This is a genomic window from Roseomonas sp. CCTCC AB2023176, from assembly GCF_042259275.1.
In the GTDB taxonomy this organism is placed as follows: domain Bacteria; phylum Pseudomonadota; class Alphaproteobacteria; order Acetobacterales; family Acetobacteraceae; genus Roseomonas.
In genome coordinates this window covers 1,371,037-1,385,816 of sequence record NZ_CP170086.1, presented here as the reverse complement: position 1 = coordinate 1,385,816, position 14,780 = coordinate 1,371,037, and the positions used below count along the sequence as shown (strand labels likewise).

The window sequence follows — 14,780 nt, the reverse complement described above, 5'->3', positions numbered from 1 at the left end:
GCGGACTGTTTAACGTCCCTGGCTGATGCACCCCATTTCGGGGGTCCATCAGCCAGGGACATCCAGAACCGATCGCGGGTCCAGGAAGCGCGTTCGCTCCCTGGTGGGTGGGGTCCGGGGAGGGCGAAGCCTTCCCCGTGGCCATCCGCGCAGCACCACCAGCGTCGGCGCCGAACCGACATCACACCGAATCAGGCCACCGGCTGGTCGGCCCGCCGGGCGCGCTCGATCATCCGCTCCGCGACCTCGCGCTCCGCCTGGATCGTCAGCGTCGCGCCGAGCGTCTCCAGGTGGCGTGCCGCCTCCTCGGAATGCGCGCGGGCGAGGATCTCCAGGCCAGAGTTGAGCGCGCGGGCCTGTTCGACGACCTGCCCGGCCTCGAAGGCCTCGGGCACCGTGACGAAGAGGCGCCGGGCCGCCGGCAGGTTCGCGAGCGCCAGGACGTCGGCGGCCGCGGCGTTGCCGACGACGGCTTCCGCTCCGTCCCGTCGTGCGGCGGTCGCCGTGTCCTCGGCGTCCTCGATGACGAAGACCGGCCGCCCCGCGCGCATCAGGCCCGCGCCGACGACGGAGCCGACCCTTCCGTAGCCCACGAGCACGTCGTGGCCGGTCAGGGTCGTCGGCTGGGCTTCCTCGACCTCCGGCTGCGCCGGTGGCGGGACGGGTGGAGGGGAGGGCGCGGGTGCCGGCGGGGGCGCGGGGACCGCGACGCGCCGCCGCTCCACGAAGTTGAAGAGGAAGGGGTTGATGAGGATCGAGAGGATCGCGCCGGCGAGGACGAGGTCGCGCCCGGCTTCCGGTAGCATCCCCAGCGTGATGCCGAGGCCAACGAGGATGAAGGAGAACTCGCCGATCTGCGCGAGGCTTGCCGAAACGGTCAGTGCGACCCCCGGCGGGTGGCCGAAGGCGCGCACGATTGCGTAGGCCACGACCGACTTGCCGACGATGATGATGAGGACGGTCGCCAGCACCGCCCCCGGCCGTTCCAGCAGCACGGCGGGGTTCAGCAGCATCCCGACGGAGACGAAGAAGAGCACGGCGAAGGCGTCGCGGAGCGGCATCGCCTCCTCCGTCGCGCGCTGCGACAGCTTCGTCTCGCCGAGGACCATGCCCGCGAAGAAGGCGCCGAGCGCGAAGGAGGCGTCGAAGAGCTTATAGGCCCCGAAGGCGATGCCGAGTGCGGTGGCATAGACGGAAAGGCGGAACAGTTCCCGCGACCCGGTATGGGCGGCGTAGTGCATGAGCCAGGGGATGACCCGCCGCCCGGCGACGAGCATGACCGCGACGAAGGCCGCGACCTTCAGCAGCGTCCAGCCGAGGGTGAGGAGCATCCCCGTGCCCGACGGCCCATCGGCGGCGCGGGCCGCGGCGAGCGCGGGCAGCAGGACGAGGGCGACGATCATCGCGAGGTCCTCGACGATGAGCCATCCCACGGCGATGCGCCCGCGCTCCGTGTCGATGATCCGGCGTTCCTGCAGCGCGCGCACCAGCACGACGGTGGAGGCGACCGAGAGCGCGAGGCCGAAGACGAGCGCCGCCGCGAGGTCCCAGCCCAGCGCGAGGGCGAGGCCGCCGCCCATCACCGTGGCCGCTGCGATCTGACCCAGTGCCCCGGGCACGGCGATCCGCGCGACGGAGACGAGGTCCTTCAGCGAGAAGTGGAGTCCCACCCCGAACATCAGGAGGATGATCCCGATCTCCGCGAGTTCGGTCGCCAGCGCCGCATCTGCCACGAAGCCCGGGGTGAAGGGCCCGACCGCGACGCCCGCCAGCAGGTAGCCGACGAGCGGCTGGATCCGCAGCCGATGGGCGACGAGGCCGAAGAGGAAGGCGAGGCCGAGCCCCGCGGCGATCATGGCGATGAGCGGGGTCGGGTGTCCGGGCAAGGGCTCCGTTCCTCGGGGATGCGGGACAGGTAGGCTCCCGACAGGGTAATTTTCAAGCAAAAAGACGAAGATTGCGCGAGATGCGTACCGACGTTATCTCGGTCGCCGTGCCCCTGACTCCCGGACAATGCAGAGCTGCGCGCGCCCTCCTCGACTGGACGCAGGACGAGCTGGCGCGCCGTGCCGAGGTCAGCCGCGGCACCATCCAAGGCTTCGAGGGGGGACAACACGCCCTGCACCGGTCGAGCGCTGCGGCGATGCGCCGGGCACTTGAGGTCGGGGGCGCCCTTCTCCTCGACGCCGACGCGGATGGCGGACCGGGGGTGCGCCTCGCGCCGGGGGTCGGGGGCCATGGGGCACCGCCGGGACAAGCGCCGCAGCCCCTGCCATGATGCGGCCATGCGCACGCTGAGCGGCCAAGCCGCCCTTGCCGGCATCCTCGGCTGGCCCGTCTCCCATTCCCGCTCCCCCGGCTGCACGGGTACTGGCTGGAGAGGCATGGGCTGGACGGCGCCTACGTCCCCCTGCCAGTGGCGCCGGAGCGCTTCGCGGGTGCGGTGCGGGCGCTCGCGGATCTCGGCTTCCGCGGCGCCAACGTCACGATCCCGCACAAGGAAGCCGCCTTCGCCGTCTGCGACGAGGTGGAGCCCGCGGCGCGGCGGATCGGTGCGGTGAACACGCTCATCTTCCGCGACGGGCGCATCGAGGGCTGGAATACCGACGCCTTCGGCTTCCTGGAAAGCCTGCGCGACGGCGCGCCCGGCTTCGACCCGGCTGCCGGCCCTGCGGTGCTGCTCGGCGCGGGCGGCGGGGCGCGGGCGGTTGCGGTGGCGCTGCTGGATGCGGGCTGCCCGCGCGTCATGCTGGTGAACCGCACGGCCGCGCGGGGGAAGCGCTGGCGCGCGACCTTTCGGCGCACGGCTTCGCGGGGCGGCTGGAGGTGGCGGACCACCCGCCGCTGCGCGACGCCGCGCTGCTCGTGAACACGACGAGCCTCGGCATGGCCGGGCACGGCGCGCTGGAGGTGGACCTGCGCCCGCTTCCGCCACACGCCGTGGTGGCGGACATCGTCTACGTCCCGCTCGAGACGCCGCTGCTGGCGGCCGCCCGGGCGCGCGGGCTGCGCGGCGTGGACGGGCTGGGGATGCTGCTGCACCAGGCCCGCCGCGGCTTCACCGCCTGGTTCGGCGTGGACCCCGCGGTGGACGCGGCGCTGCGCGACCACGTCGCGGCGGACATCCCGCGAAACGCGGCGAAGGCCGCGGCGTGACCCGCCCCACGGCGTCCGGAACGCCAGGGCAGGGCCGCGGCCACCCGCCATTCGCGGTGACGCGGACGGACGCGGCGCGCGGCGCGTGAAGGTGCTCGGCCTCACCGGCGGGATCGGGATGGGGAAGTCCACGGCCGCCGCGACCTTCCGCCGGCTGCGCGTCCCCGTCTTCGACGCCGACGCGGCCGTGCATCGCCTGCAAGGACCCGGCGGCGCCGCGGTCCGGCCCATCGCCGCTGCCTTCCCCGGAACCACGCGCGACACGCCCCGCGGCCCCGCGGTGGACCGGGAGGCGCTGCGCCGCGCAGTGCTCGGCGACGACGCTGCCGACCGGGCCGCGCTCCGGCAGTTGGAGGCGATCGTCCATCCCCTGGTCCGTCGGGAGGAGCGGCGGTTCCTCGCGGCGGCCCGGCGGCGCGGGGAACGGCTCGCCGTCCTCGACATCCCCCTGCTGTTCGAGACGGGCGGAGAGCGCCGCGTGGACGAGGTCGTGGTCGTCTCTGCCCCGGCTGCGGTGCAGCGGGCCCGCGTCCTGCGCCGTCGCGGGATGACGGAGGAACGCCTCGCCGCGATCCTGGCCCGGCAGGTGCCGGATGCGCTGCGCCGGCGCCGCGCCGACCACCTCGTTCTCAGCGGGCTGTCCCGGCATCAAGCCGTGCGCACCGTCCGCCGGATCGTGTCGCGCCTGCGCGCGGGCTGAGACGTCGGTCGGGCGACGTTCCGATGCACTGACGTAACTTCAGCGGCGCTTCATGCACGGCGGCGCGATTTCACCGGGATTTCGGGATTTGCGGCGACGGGAATCGGCAGGATCGCTCCGCCAACCCAGCGGAGGCCCCCCGTGGTGCATCCCGTCGCTGCTCGCCGATCCCTCCACCCTCCCCGGCGGATCGCGACCCCGGCCTTTGTCGCGGCGGGCCTGGCCGGCCTGGCGTTGCTGGCCCTCGACGCGGTGCCGCCCGTGCCGGCGCCGGCCCGGAACGTCGTCGTCCTCGTCGCGGACAGCCTGACCCCTCCGGCCCGGATCTCGCTCTTCGAGAGCGCGCTGCGGACCCGCGGCTTCACCGTCATCCCCGTGGTGGCCCCGTCCGAGCGGCTTGCCTCGGCAGGTGCGGCCGCCCTGTCCCGCTTCGGCGACCTCGCGCCCGCCGCGGTCGGCCTTGGCGAGGCGGGGGCCGGGACCGTCGGCGGCTTCGACGCCGGCGTCGTGCGCGCGAGGGCCGTCGTCACAGCTGGATGCCGCCGCGCCGTGAACGACGGCCCGTTCCTGGCTGTGGCGACAGGGCCGGCCGTGCGTTGCCCGGCGACGTCCGGGGTGGAGCAGGTCGGCCTTCCCCAGCCCGGCATCGCGGCAGCCGGGGCGCGGAGTGACGGAATGACGGCCCGCCGCGCGGCGGAGGCCGTCGCGGACTGGCTAGCCCTTCGGGTCGGCCCGAGCGGGTGAGCTGCCGGGTCTGAGAGCCGGTCCGCATCGGGCTTGCGGCCGCCTGTCGGGGCGGCGACGCTTCTTGGTGAAGGAGCGCCGCCATGGCCTACGTGGATGGGTTCGTCGTCGCCGTGCCGCGGGCGAACCTGGATGCCTACAGGGAACTCGCCCGGTCGGCCGGCGAGGTCTGGATGGAGCACGGAGCGCTGTCCTACGTCGAATGCGTCGGCGACGACGTCCCCTACGGCACCCTGACATCCTTCCCCCGCGCGGTGCAGGCGAAGGAGGACGAGGTCGTGGTGTTTTCCTGGATCACCTACGAGTCCCGCGCGCGCCGGGACCAGGTGAACGCGAAGGTCATGGCCGACCCGAGGCTCCGAGGGCAGATGGAGAACACGCCCTTCGACGGGAAGCGCATGATCTACGGCGGCTTCGAGGTGATGTTGCAACTGTAGCCGCGAGCGCTCGCGCCACCGCCCGCCGTGACCATGTGCCCCGGGCGAACGACGTTCGTCGTGTTGCCGCGGTTGGCGGTGAGCGTGGGCGATCTCCTGCGCCGCTCCCAGGCCGTCCTTCAGATCGGTTGACGGCGTGGTGCCTCGCGCAGGGCACCAAGTGCGTCCGGTCATCCGTCATCGGCGGTCTTTCCGAGTTCCTCCGGCGGATCGCGGGCAAGTCTCGGCCTGCCATCGCCGCGCCTTCGGGACGCCAAGCTTCGGCGCGCCCTAGCGTCGGGCCTCGACGAACGGAGATCGCGCCATGTCCGACGCCCTGCTTCGCCATGCGTTCGAATGTCCCCTTCCGAACGTTCCGGTGCGCCATCGCTTTGCCGGCGCCGACGGGGGACCGCCGCGCGGCCTGGCGCCGCGCGCCCCGCCGCCGCCGGAGCGGCCCGAGCGCGCGGGCTGGTGGCTCTGTGCCGCGCCGCCGCTGGCCGGCCTGCTGATGTTCGCCGCGGTCGCGCTGGTGCAGCCGGGGGAGGAAGCGCCGCCGACCTGGACCGTGATGCCGGCGGACATCGCCCTCATGGCCTGATCGGCGCGGGGTCGCGCGGGCCGGGCCGATCCGGTGTATCCTGCGGCGATGTCCCGCGCCCTCATCCTCGATACCGAGACGACCGGCCTCGACCCCGCCACCGGCGACCGCGTGCTGGAAGTGGCGGCGATCGAGGTCGTGAACTTCCTGCCGACCGGCCGGCACTTCCATCGGCTGATCAATCCCGAACGCGACGTGCCGCCGGAATCCAGCCGCGTGCACGGCTTCACCTGGGACATGCTGCGGGACAAGCCGGTCTTCGCGGAGATCCTGCCGGGTCTCGTCGAGTTCCTCGGCGATGACCCGATCGTCGCGCATAACGCGCCCTTCGACTTCGGCTTCCTTGACGCGGAGTTCGACCGCGCCGGCGCGCCGCGGCTGGACCGCGCGCGGATGGTGGATACGCTGGCGATCGCGAAGAAGCGCTTCCCCGGCCTGCCGAACTCGCTCGATGCGCTGTGCCGGCGCTTCGCAATCGACCTGTCGGAGCGGACGACGCACAACGCGCTGCTCGACGTGCGGCTGCTGGCGGGGGTCTATCTCGAACTCATGGGCGGGAAGCAGCCGGGGCTGCTGCTGGCCCGGGCCGGGTCTGGGCCGCGTGGGGCGGGCGAGGCGGCGCCGGTAGCCTGGACGCCACGTCCCATCGTGCCGACGCCGGAGGAGATGGAGCGGCACGCGGCTTTCGTGGCGAAGCTGAAGGACCCGGTCTGGGACACGCTGTAGCGGTAGCCGGGGGCCTGGCAGGTGATCCGCGCGACCGGCCGGTGCGCGTGCGCCGCGACACCGCCCCGCGACGGCCGGTGATCCGTCGGTTCAGCGTCGCCGGCGTAGGGCCCGCAACTCGCCGAGACGCAGGCCGCCGAGCAGGTGTGCCGCGCCGAAATAGGTGGTGAGGCCCACGCCGACATAGAGGGCGAGCGTCGCCAGCCGCACCGCGTGGTCCGCCGGCGCGCCGATCGCCAGGCGCAGGGCGAGCAGCGCCGCCGTCATGATCGCCGCCGCCAGCACGAGGCGCGGCACCCGCTGCCGGATCCGGCGATCCGGCAACCACAGCCCCCGCCGCCACAGCAGCCACGCCAGCAGCCCCGCATTCGCCCAGGCCGAGAGCGACGTGGAGAGCGCGATGCCGACGTGCTGCAGGAACGGGGTCAGCGACAGGTTCAGGGCGAGGTTCATCGCAACGGCCAGCAGCCCGATCTTCACGGGCGTCGCCGTGTCGCCGCGCGCGAAAAAGCCGGGCACGAAGCTCTTCACCAGCACGAAGGCCGGCAGGCCGATCGCGTAGGCGACGAGGGCCGCGGAACTGGCGACCGTTGCCTCGGGACCGAAGGCGCCGCGTTCGAACAGCGCGGCGATGATCGGCCAGGCCAGGGCGGCCTGCGCCGCTGCCGCCGGCAGGGACAGCGCCAGTGACAACTCCACCGCCCGGTTCATCGTCCGGTGCGCCGAGAGTGGCAGCCCGCCGCGCAACTGCTTCACAAGCAGCGGCAGCATCGCGGTCCCGATCGCCGCGCCGATGACGCCAAGCGGCAATTGCCCGATCCGGTCGGCGTAATAGAGGTAGGACACCGCCCCCGCCGGCAGCAGCGACGCGATGATCACGTCCACCGCCAAGTTCAACTGTGTCACTCCCGCGCCGATCAGGCCGGGCACCATCTTCCGCAGGACCTGCCGCACCTCCGGCGCCAGCGACGGCCGCGCCACGATCCGCAGCGGCATCCCGGCCCGCGCCGCCGCGAACCACACCAGTGCGAACTGCGCGACGCCCGAGGCCGTCACTCCCCAGGCGAGCGCATGCCCTGGCGTGCTGACGAAGGGCGACAGCGCGAAGAGCGCGCCCATGGACAGCAGGTTGAACAGCACCGGCGCCCCCGCCGCCGCCGCGAAGCGGTCCAGCCCGTTCAGCACGCCGGACACCAGCGCCGTCAGGCAGATGAACAGCAGGTAGGGAAAGGTGATCCGCGTCATCTCGATGGCCAGCGAGAACCGCAGCGCCTCGTCCACGAAGCCCGGCGCCAGCACCCGCATGACCTGCGGCATGAACAGGATCGCCAGCACCGTCAGCACCGACAGCCACAGGGTCATGAGCGTTGCCATCCGCTCCGCCAGCGCCCGCGCGGCCGCCTGGCCCTGCACCGTCAGCGTCGCCGCGAAGGCCGGCACGAAGGCCGCGTTGAACGCCCCCTCCCCGAACAACCGCCGGAACAGGTTCGGCAACTTCAGCGCGACGAAGAACGCATCGGCGACCGGCCCCGCCCCGAGATATGCCGCGATCAGCATGTCGCGCAGGAACCCCAACACCCGCGACGCGAGCGTCCAGACCCCGACCGTGAGCACACCGCGAATCATCGGCTTCTGTCGTCTTCGGCGAGGTTGCGCCGGATAGCCCTGGGAGAAGGCTCTGCCTTCTCCCAGACCCTCGTCCGCCAGGGGACTAGTCCCCTGGACCCCACTTTATTGAACGTCCTCGATCGGACGGTGGTCTCAACGCGCGCTTGCGCCGCGTGGAGACCACTGTCCGATCGAGGGCATCCCACAAATAGATCGAGGTCCAGGAGGCGAGCCTCCTGGTGGGTGGCGGGTCCGGGAGGAGGACAAAGCCCTTCTCCCGGGGCCACTGGTGCGACCCTCACCGAGGCGGCAGGAAGCCGACGATTTCGTGGGCGCGGTCCACGATGGGGTCGGCGATCGCGCGCGCGCGGTCGGCGCCGCGGCGGAGGAGGGCGTCCACCGCGCCGGGATCGGCGAGGAGGCGGCGCATGTCCGATGCGATGGGCGAGAGGTGGGCGACGAGGGCGTCGGCGAGGGCGGATTTGAACGTGCCGAAGCCCTGGCCGCCGTGGTCGCGGAGGATGGCGTCGGGCGTGGTGTCGGTGATGGCCGCGAGGATGCCGACGAGGTTGCGCGCCTCCGGTCGCCCCTCCAGCCCCGCGGCTTCGCTCGGCAGCGGTTCCGGGTCCGTCTTCGCGCGGCGGATCTTGAGGGAGATGGTATCGGCGTCGTCGGTCAGGTTGATGCGTGACTGGTCCGAGGGATCGGACTTCGACATCTTCTTCGTGCCGTCGCGCAGCGACATCACGCGGGCCGCCACGCCCATGATATGCGGCTCGATGGTCGGGAAGAAGTCCGTGGCGTAGTCGTGGTTGAACTTCTGGGCGATGTCGTTCGCGAGTTCGAGGTGTTGCCGCTGGTCGTCACCCACGGGCACGCGGGAGGCGTGGTAGGCCAGGATGTCGGCGGCCATGAGGTTCGGATAGACGTAGAGGCCGGCGGACGAGGCCTCCTGGTTCTTCCCGGCCTTGTCCTTGAACTGCGTCATGCGGTTGAGCCAGCCGAGGCGGGCGACGCAGTTGAAGATCCAGGCCAGCCGCGCGTGCGCGTGCACGTGCGATTGCAGGAAGAGGATGCAGCGCTCGGGGTCCAGGCCGCAGGCGAGCAGGGCGGCCGCCATCTCGCGGGACTGCGCGGTGAGTTCCTTCGGGTCCTGCCAGACCGTGATCGCGTGCAGGTCCACGACGCAGTAGATCGTGTCGTACTGGTCCTGCATCGGCACCCAGTTGCGGATCGCGCCGAGATAGTTGCCGAGGGTCGGCACGCCGGAAGGCTGGATGCCGGAGAACACGCGCTGCTTGGCCATGGGGTCCCTTGATCCGGCGGACTGATGGAGGGTCCGCGGCGCGGGGTGTCCCGCCGGGTCGCGGTCAGGTCAAGCCGGGGATGGGCGCGTCCCGAAGAGGGCGGTGCCGACGCGGACATGCGTGGCACCTTCCTCGATCGCCGCTTCGAAGTCGCCGCTCATGCCCATGGACAGGGTCGGCAGGCCGTGACGCGCGGCGAGGCCTGCGAGCCAGGCGAAATGCGGCCGCGGGTCGCCCTCGGCCGGCGGGATGCACATGAGGCCGGAGACCGCGAGGCCGTGCTCCTCCCGGCAGGCGCGGAGGAAGTCGGCGGCCTCCGCGCGCGGGACGCCCGCCTTCTGCGGCTCGTCCCCTACGTTGACCTGGACGAGGAGGGCGGGCGACCGGCCCTCCCTACCGATCGCATCCGCGAGGGCCGCGGCGAGCTTCGGCCGGTCCAGGCTCTCGATCACTTCGGCGATCCGGACGGCGTCGCGGGCCTTGTTGGTCTGGAGGCCGCCGATGAGGTGCAGTCGGATCTCGGGCCGCACCGTACGGGCGGCGGCGAACTTGGCCGCTGCTTCCTGCACGCGGTTCTCCCCGAAGGTCGTCTGGCCCGCCGCGGCGACGGCGAGGACGGCTTCGGCCGGGTGGGTCTTGGACACCGCGACGAGAGTGACCGAGGAGGGGTCACGGCCCGCGCGCTGGCAGGCCCGGGCGATCCGGTCCTTGATGCGGGCGAGGTTGCCGGCCAAGCCATCGGCAGAGGGCGCGTCGGGGGTGTCGGGCATGCTGCGGGGACCATGCAGGGGGCGTCCGGCCCCTCAAGCCCGCGGGGTCCGGTGGCGCGGCGCAACGCGGGGCGGCCGGTGCCCCCCGCCTCTGGCTGCTATCCGACCCGGGGCGCCTGCCGGATCCCCGGTCCGCGGCATCGCGCCTGCCGCGCGGCAGCGCGGTGGTCGCGCGGGACCTGGCTCCCGGCCTCCTGCGGCGGCTCGCGGCTCTGTGCCGGCGGAGACGGCTTCGGCTGCTGATCTCGGGCGACGGCCGCACGGCGCTTCGCCTCGGCGCGGGCCTCCACCTGCCGGACCGGCGGCCGGTGCGCCACCTCCTTCCCTTCCTCCTGGCGCGCCGCCCTGGAACTCTGCTCTCCGCCGCGGCGCATGGTCGGCGTGGGATGTCCCGGGCGTGGTCCTGCGGCGCCGACGCCATCCTCCTGTCGCCGGTCTTCCCGACGGCGAGCCACCCCGGTGCCCGCGGGCTCGGGCCCCTGCGCTGGGCCGCCCTCGCCCGCAGGGCGGGCCTGCCGGCGATTGCGCTCGGGGGGATGGACCCGCTCCGTGCTAGGCGCCTGCCGCCTATTGCGGCGGGCTGGGCGGCCATCGACGGCTTGGCATGTGTCGACCGCGCCACAGTGTCTCGCGGATGTCGCGCCCGGGCCGCGCGGGCGATGGACGACGCGACGCGGCCAAACGCATAGTCCGCCCGGGCTCGATCGCCACCGGCACCGCTTCACCCGCGGCGGCCATGGCGGTGACCCCGCCGAGGGGGCGGGCGGGTCGCGACAAGCGCCGGGAACGTCCCGGTCCGTCAGGAGGATTTGAAGGGATGCGCAAGCTTCTTATGGGTAGCACGGCCGTCGCCGCCGCTGCCCTGTTCGCGCCCGGTGGCGCCTTGGCCCAGGGTGCGGACCCGTTCCAGCCCGCCGGCCCGCCGATGGTGTCGCACCGTCTGCTCGAGGTGCGCGTCGGCGGTTATTTCCGTGGCTACTACGGCTACGCGAGCCAGAGCTCGCAGACGGAGCGTGACGCGGCCGGCACGACCCGGATCGGCAACTCGGACTTCCTGCAGGAGACCGAGATCCACATCGTCGCCAACGGCAAGGCTGCCAACGGCCTTCGCTACGGCGCCGCGATCGAGCTGCAGAACGACTCGATCAACCAGACGCTGACCGTCGCGGGTTCGACCGGCTCCGCCGCGTCCAAGAACACGATCGACATCGACGAGGCGTGGGGCTTCATCGCCGGCCCGTTCGGCCAGCTCCGCTTCGGTGACGAAGACAACGTGTACGGCCTGATGGCGCAGGGTCACATCACGAACTTCGCCTCCGGCGGCGTGGACGGTGACTTCTACGACGTCCTCGTCGGCGCGGCCCGTCCGAACTTCAACATGACCTCGGACGCCGGCGACAACACCAAGCTCATCTACATGTCGCCGCAGTTCTTCGGCTTCGACGCGGGCGTGTCCTTCGCGTTCAACACTGGTGAAGCCGACCGTGAGGGCTGCGTCGCCGCCAGCACGGCCTGCGACCGTCTCTCCGCCACGACCGGCGCCAACTTCCGCCGCCGCAACGAGATCACGGCGATGCTCCGCTGGCGCGGCAGCTTCGGCGGTGTCGGCCTCGGTGCCCACGTCGGCTACTTCGGCGCGGACCCGATCAAGAACTCGACGGGCGTCTCGCCGGAGCGGATCAACATCCTGCTCGGCGGTGTTCAGGCGACCGCGTTCGGCCTGACCGTCGGTGGTCACGTGACCTACGGCGCGGCGCGCGAGAACTTCTTCACGCCGCGCCTGCCGGACCGGATCGGCGCGCGTCAGGATGACCGCAACCTGCTCTCCATCGCGGTCGGCGCGTCCTACACGATCGACGCGATCACCGTCGGCGCGCAGTACGTGAACGCCCGCTCCGCCGGCAACCAGACGATCACCACGGGCGCCCGCCGCGAGCAGGGCCTGAACGTCGGCGCGACCTACCGTATCGCCCCGGGCATCGAGGCGATCGCCGAGTACACCTACGTCCTCCGCAAGGAGAGCGGCTTCGACTTCATCAGCGGTGGGACCGGTGCGCTGAACAACCGCATCCGCGCCGACGTGGTGCTGGCGGGCTTCCGCTTCGCCTTCTGATCCGATCGGGACCGGGCGACCGGCTCCGACCTCGACCGACGAGGGGTGGCAGGGAAACCTGCCACCCTTCTTTTTTGCGCCCCCTTGCATGGAGCGGTCTGCGGGATTTACCTCCGCCCCCATGCGCAAACTCCTCGCCGCCTCTGCCCTCCTGCTCCCGATCGCGCTCGTCGCCTGCGGGCAGGGCCGAATCGTCGAGAATTCGGAGTACCGGGACGACAGCGGCCGCAATCGCGTCCAGGGCCGGCTCTCTGGCAACCAGGACGGCCTCCTGATCCTCGGAACCGACCGGAGCGGGCGGGGCCGCAACGATGGGAACCCCGGCGACTCCGGGGGGGCGCTCGGCGTCAACGCCTATCTCTGGCGTGCCACGCTCGACACCCTGTCCTTCATGCCGCTCTCCTCGGCCGATCCCTTCGGTGGCGTGATCATCACCGACTGGTACGCACCGCCGGCCGCCCCGGGTGAGCGGTTCCGCGCCACGGCCTACATCCTCGGCCGGCAGCTGCGGTCGGACGGCGTCCGCGTCTCCGTCTTCCGGCAGGAACTGCGCGGCGGCGTCTGGGTGGACGCACCGATCGCCCAGGCCACCGCCACGGACCTCGAGGACAAGGTCCTGGCCCGCGCGCGGGAGTTGCGGAGCGCCTCCGCCTCGCTCTGACCTCGGGCTCCCTCTCGGGCCGAAAGGGGCCACCCGCTCAGCACCAACCCGTTCCTTCGAACGCGGTCCAAGCGGACCTACCTCGCCCCGTCCGGCCACCCGCCCACGCGCGGTGACAGGATGGCGCGGACCGCCGCGTTGCAGGGCGTCGGGATGCCCTGGCGCTCGCCCAGGCCCGCCACGGTCCCGGAAAGCCATGGCATTTCCAGGGGCCGCCCCGCCTCCAGGTCGTGATGGAGCGACGACGTCATCGCGGGCGAGACCGCGTCGGCCCGGGCCATCGCGGCGTCCACCTCTCCCGCCGGCAGGGCAATTCCCCCTGCGCGCCCGACGGCGCCTGCCTCCTCCATCAGGCCGCGCAGGAAGGCCCTCGCGCGCGGGTCGTCCCGGATCGGGCCGATGGGCAACCGCATCGTCGCCGTGGCCCCGGAGAGCCCGACGAGGAAGACGAACTTCTGCCACATCGCGACACCGATGTCCGGCGGGACGGCGGCGTCCACCCCGGCGGCACGGGCGGCCTCGGCCAGGGCCCCCGCGCGCCCGGACCGCCTGCCGTCATGCTCGCCGACGAGCAGACGCGCCATCGGCCCGGTCTGGGCGATGACGCCGGGCCGGGCGACGTGGCTCGCGACGTAGGCGACGCCGCCCAGCACGGGTGCCGGCCCGAAGGCCTCGCGCAGCGCGTCGTCCTTCGTCACTCCGTTCTGGAGGGAGACGATGGCGGCGCCGCCCTCCACCAGCGGCCGCGCCGCGCGGGTCGCTGCCTCCGTGTCACCGAGCTTCACGCCGAGCAGGACGATATCGGCCGGGCCGAGCTCGGCGGGATCTTCCGCCACCACGGGATTCGGAACGTGCAGGGTGGGGCGGCCGCCATCGCGCTCGATCGTCAGGCCGTGGTCCCGCATGGCCCGGAGGTGCGCGCCGCGGGCCACGAAGGCGACACTCGCCGTGCCGGCGGCGGCGATCAGCCCACCATAGAAGCCGCCGACCCCGCCCGACCCCAGCGCCACGATCCGCATCGCCGATCCCTCCCGCCCTCCGTCAAGGCGGGGGCAAGGGGAAGGGTAGGCCGCGGGACGGTCGCGCGCACCCGCCCCGCGGCACCTCGCCCGCCGAGGCACGGCGCCCGGTGCGGCGGTGCCGGTCCGGGCCGGAGGGACGCCCTTCCGCCGGGCGGGATCGCAGGCCCCGCCCTGGGCCCCCGTCAGGCCAGCATCGTCCCCTGGGGCGCGCCCTGCTCGCTGCGGCGGCTCTGCCAGAGGGCCACGAAGTCGATCGGGGTCAGCAGCACGGGCATGAAGCCGCCGTCCCGCGTCACGTCGGAGAGGATGTTGCGGGCGAAGGGGAAGAGCAGGCGCGGGCACTCCACGAGCAGGATCGGCTCGACGAGTTCGTTCGCGACGTTGACGGTGAAGATGCCGCCATAGGCCAGTTCGGCGATGAAGGCGGTGGTGTCGCCCAACTTCGCGTCGCAGCGGATCTGCAGCACGACCTCGAATAGGTTGCCGTCCTGCTGGAGTGGGCGAGCCTGGACGTCGAGCGCGATGTCGATCCGCGGCTGTTCCCGAAGCTGCGTATAGATCTCCGGCGCGCCGGGGACCTCGAAGGAGAGGTCCTTCACGTATTGCGCGTTGACGACGAGGGGCGGGACGTCCCCGCCGGCGCCGTTCGGGGCGCCGCCGGGCGGCATGTTGGCGGGCGGGGGCAGGTCGGACATGCGGCGGGCCTTCGTGGTCTGGCGTGGGTTCGGGAGGGCGCGGGCCCGTAGCACGGGGCGGGGCGGCTGTCAGGGCGGGCCGGGGCACGGGGTCTCGCCCGTATTGCGCTGGTTGCCTTGGAGGGAGGGCGCCTCCCTCCAAACCTCCCACCCACCAGGAGGCTCGCCTCCTGGATCTGACCCTGTTGGAGATGCCCTTGCTGATGGGGTCCAGGGGACAAGTCCCCTGGCGGATGGAGGTCCGGAGGAAGGCAGCGCCTT

The 14,780-nt window shown here is 72.6% G+C and carries 15 protein-coding genes and 1 pseudogene; 10 read left to right on the top strand and 6 right to left on the bottom strand.

All coding sequences use genetic code 11. The features are described from left to right. Window positions 1–191: 191 nt before the first annotated feature. A complete protein-coding gene (gene ybaL, locus ACE7GA_RS06930; RefSeq protein ID WP_376097546.1) occupies window positions 192–1,886 on the bottom strand; it encodes a YbaL family putative K(+) efflux transporter in 1,695 nt (564 codons plus the stop codon). Window positions 1,887–1,966: 80 nt separating this feature from the next. Between ybaL and ACE7GA_RS06925 the strand changes: the two genes are divergently transcribed. The 7 genes and pseudogenes from ACE7GA_RS06925 to dnaQ all read left to right on the top strand — a co-directional run bounded on the left by ACE7GA_RS06925 (window position 1,967) and on the right by dnaQ (window position 6,343). Further along, entirely contained in the window at window positions 1,967–2,278 is a 312-nt protein-coding gene (locus tag ACE7GA_RS06925; RefSeq protein WP_376097543.1) for a helix-turn-helix transcriptional regulator, read from the top strand. A 7-nt stretch (window positions 2,279–2,285) separates the two neighbouring features. Further along, a pseudogene (locus ACE7GA_RS06920) lies at window positions 2,286–3,156 on the top strand (shikimate dehydrogenase). 85 nt (window positions 3,157–3,241) lie between these two features. Continuing rightward, window positions 3,242–3,856: a dephospho-CoA kinase gene (coaE, locus tag ACE7GA_RS06915; protein WP_376097540.1), complete on the top strand. Its 615-nt coding sequence runs from the start codon at window positions 3,242–3,244 to the stop codon at window positions 3,854–3,856. 141 nt (window positions 3,857–3,997) lie between these two features. Next, complete coding sequence (locus tag ACE7GA_RS06910) at window positions 3,998–4,600, top strand: hypothetical protein (protein ID WP_376097538.1); 603 nt, start codon at window positions 3,998–4,000, stop codon at window positions 4,598–4,600. An 83-nt stretch (window positions 4,601–4,683) separates the two neighbouring features. Then, window positions 4,684–5,037, top strand: coding sequence for a DUF1428 domain-containing protein (locus ACE7GA_RS06905; RefSeq protein ID WP_376097535.1), 354 nt, complete (start codon window positions 4,684–4,686; stop codon window positions 5,035–5,037). Between the two features lie 304 nt (window positions 5,038–5,341). Next, window positions 5,342–5,617 (top strand): hypothetical protein, encoded by a 276-nt coding sequence (locus ACE7GA_RS06900; RefSeq protein ID WP_376097532.1) that lies wholly within the window; start codon window positions 5,342–5,344, stop codon window positions 5,615–5,617. 48 nt (window positions 5,618–5,665) lie between these two features. Then, window positions 5,666–6,343: a DNA polymerase III subunit epsilon gene (gene dnaQ / locus ACE7GA_RS06895; RefSeq protein ID WP_376097529.1), complete on the top strand. Its 678-nt coding sequence runs from the start codon at window positions 5,666–5,668 to the stop codon at window positions 6,341–6,343. Between the two features lie 90 nt (window positions 6,344–6,433). On the opposite strand, the gene murJ is transcribed toward dnaQ, so the two are convergent. From murJ to ACE7GA_RS06880, 3 genes are all read right to left on the bottom strand, one after another. Beyond that, a complete protein-coding gene (gene murJ, locus ACE7GA_RS06890) occupies window positions 6,434–7,969 on the bottom strand; it encodes a murein biosynthesis integral membrane protein MurJ (RefSeq protein WP_376097527.1) in 1,536 nt (511 codons plus the stop codon). 280 nt (window positions 7,970–8,249) lie between these two features. Continuing rightward, on the bottom strand, window positions 8,250–9,257 hold the full coding sequence (gene trpS, locus ACE7GA_RS06885; RefSeq protein WP_376097524.1) for a tryptophan--tRNA ligase: 1,008 nt from the start codon (window positions 9,255–9,257) through the stop codon (window positions 8,250–8,252). Between the two features lie 69 nt (window positions 9,258–9,326). Next, a complete protein-coding gene (locus ACE7GA_RS06880; protein ID WP_376097521.1) occupies window positions 9,327–10,028 on the bottom strand; it encodes a YggS family pyridoxal phosphate-dependent enzyme in 702 nt (233 codons plus the stop codon). Between the two features lie 164 nt (window positions 10,029–10,192). Between ACE7GA_RS06880 and ACE7GA_RS06875 the strand changes: the two genes are divergently transcribed. The 3 genes from ACE7GA_RS06875 to ACE7GA_RS06865 all read left to right on the top strand — a co-directional run bounded on the left by ACE7GA_RS06875 (window position 10,193) and on the right by ACE7GA_RS06865 (window position 12,802). Then, on the top strand, window positions 10,193–10,717 hold the full coding sequence (locus ACE7GA_RS06875) for a thiamine phosphate synthase (RefSeq protein ID WP_376097518.1): 525 nt from the start codon (window positions 10,193–10,195) through the stop codon (window positions 10,715–10,717). Window positions 10,718–10,845: 128 nt separating this feature from the next. Beyond that, window positions 10,846–12,141 (top strand): porin, encoded by a 1,296-nt coding sequence (locus ACE7GA_RS06870; protein ID WP_376097515.1) that lies wholly within the window; start codon window positions 10,846–10,848, stop codon window positions 12,139–12,141. Between the two features lie 121 nt (window positions 12,142–12,262). Then, a complete protein-coding gene (locus ACE7GA_RS06865) occupies window positions 12,263–12,802 on the top strand; it encodes a DUF3576 domain-containing protein (protein ID WP_376097512.1) in 540 nt (179 codons plus the stop codon). Between the two features lie 77 nt (window positions 12,803–12,879). On the opposite strand, the gene ACE7GA_RS06860 is transcribed toward ACE7GA_RS06865, so the two are convergent. Next, entirely contained in the window at window positions 12,880–13,821 is a 942-nt protein-coding gene (locus ACE7GA_RS06860; RefSeq protein ID WP_376097509.1) for a ketopantoate reductase family protein, read from the bottom strand. A gap of 185 nt (window positions 13,822–14,006) precedes the next feature. Next, the gene (gene secB / locus ACE7GA_RS06855) at window positions 14,007–14,519 is read right to left on the bottom strand and encodes a protein-export chaperone SecB (RefSeq protein WP_376097506.1); all 513 of its coding nucleotides are present in this window, start codon (window positions 14,517–14,519) and stop codon (window positions 14,007–14,009) included. Between the last annotated feature and the right edge of the window lie 261 nt (window positions 14,520–14,780).

Excerpts from the sequence above, each read along its gene's own strand:
- ACE7GA_RS06865 (WP_376097512.1), top strand. The coding sequence starts at position 12,263 with ATGCGCAAACTCCTCGCCGCCTCTGCCCTCCTGCTCCCGATCGCGCTC.
- ACE7GA_RS06870 (WP_376097515.1), top strand. The coding sequence starts at position 10,846 with ATGCGCAAGCTTCTTATGGGTAGCACGGCCGTCGCCGCCGCTGCCCTG.
- ACE7GA_RS06925 (WP_376097543.1), top strand. The coding sequence starts at position 1,967 with ATGCGTACCGACGTTATCTCGGTCGCCGTGCCCCTGACTCCCGGACAA.
- murJ (WP_376097527.1), bottom strand. The coding sequence starts at position 7,969 with ATGATTCGCGGTGTGCTCACGGTCGGGGTCTGGACGCTCGCGTCGCGG.
- secB (WP_376097506.1), bottom strand. The coding sequence starts at position 14,519 with ATGTCCGACCTGCCCCCGCCCGCCAACATGCCGCCCGGCGGCGCCCCG.
- ACE7GA_RS06900 (WP_376097532.1), top strand. The coding sequence starts at position 5,342 with ATGTCCGACGCCCTGCTTCGCCATGCGTTCGAATGTCCCCTTCCGAAC.
- dnaQ (WP_376097529.1), top strand. The coding sequence starts at position 5,666 with ATGTCCCGCGCCCTCATCCTCGATACCGAGACGACCGGCCTCGACCCC.
- ACE7GA_RS06860 (WP_376097509.1), bottom strand. The coding sequence starts at position 13,821 with ATGCGGATCGTGGCGCTGGGGTCGGGCGGGGTCGGCGGCTTCTATGGT.
- ACE7GA_RS06905 (WP_376097535.1), top strand. The coding sequence starts at position 4,684 with ATGGCCTACGTGGATGGGTTCGTCGTCGCCGTGCCGCGGGCGAACCTG.
- trpS (WP_376097524.1), bottom strand. The coding sequence starts at position 9,257 with ATGGCCAAGCAGCGCGTGTTCTCCGGCATCCAGCCTTCCGGCGTGCCG.
- ACE7GA_RS06880 (WP_376097521.1), bottom strand. The coding sequence starts at position 10,028 with ATGCCCGACACCCCCGACGCGCCCTCTGCCGATGGCTTGGCCGGCAAC.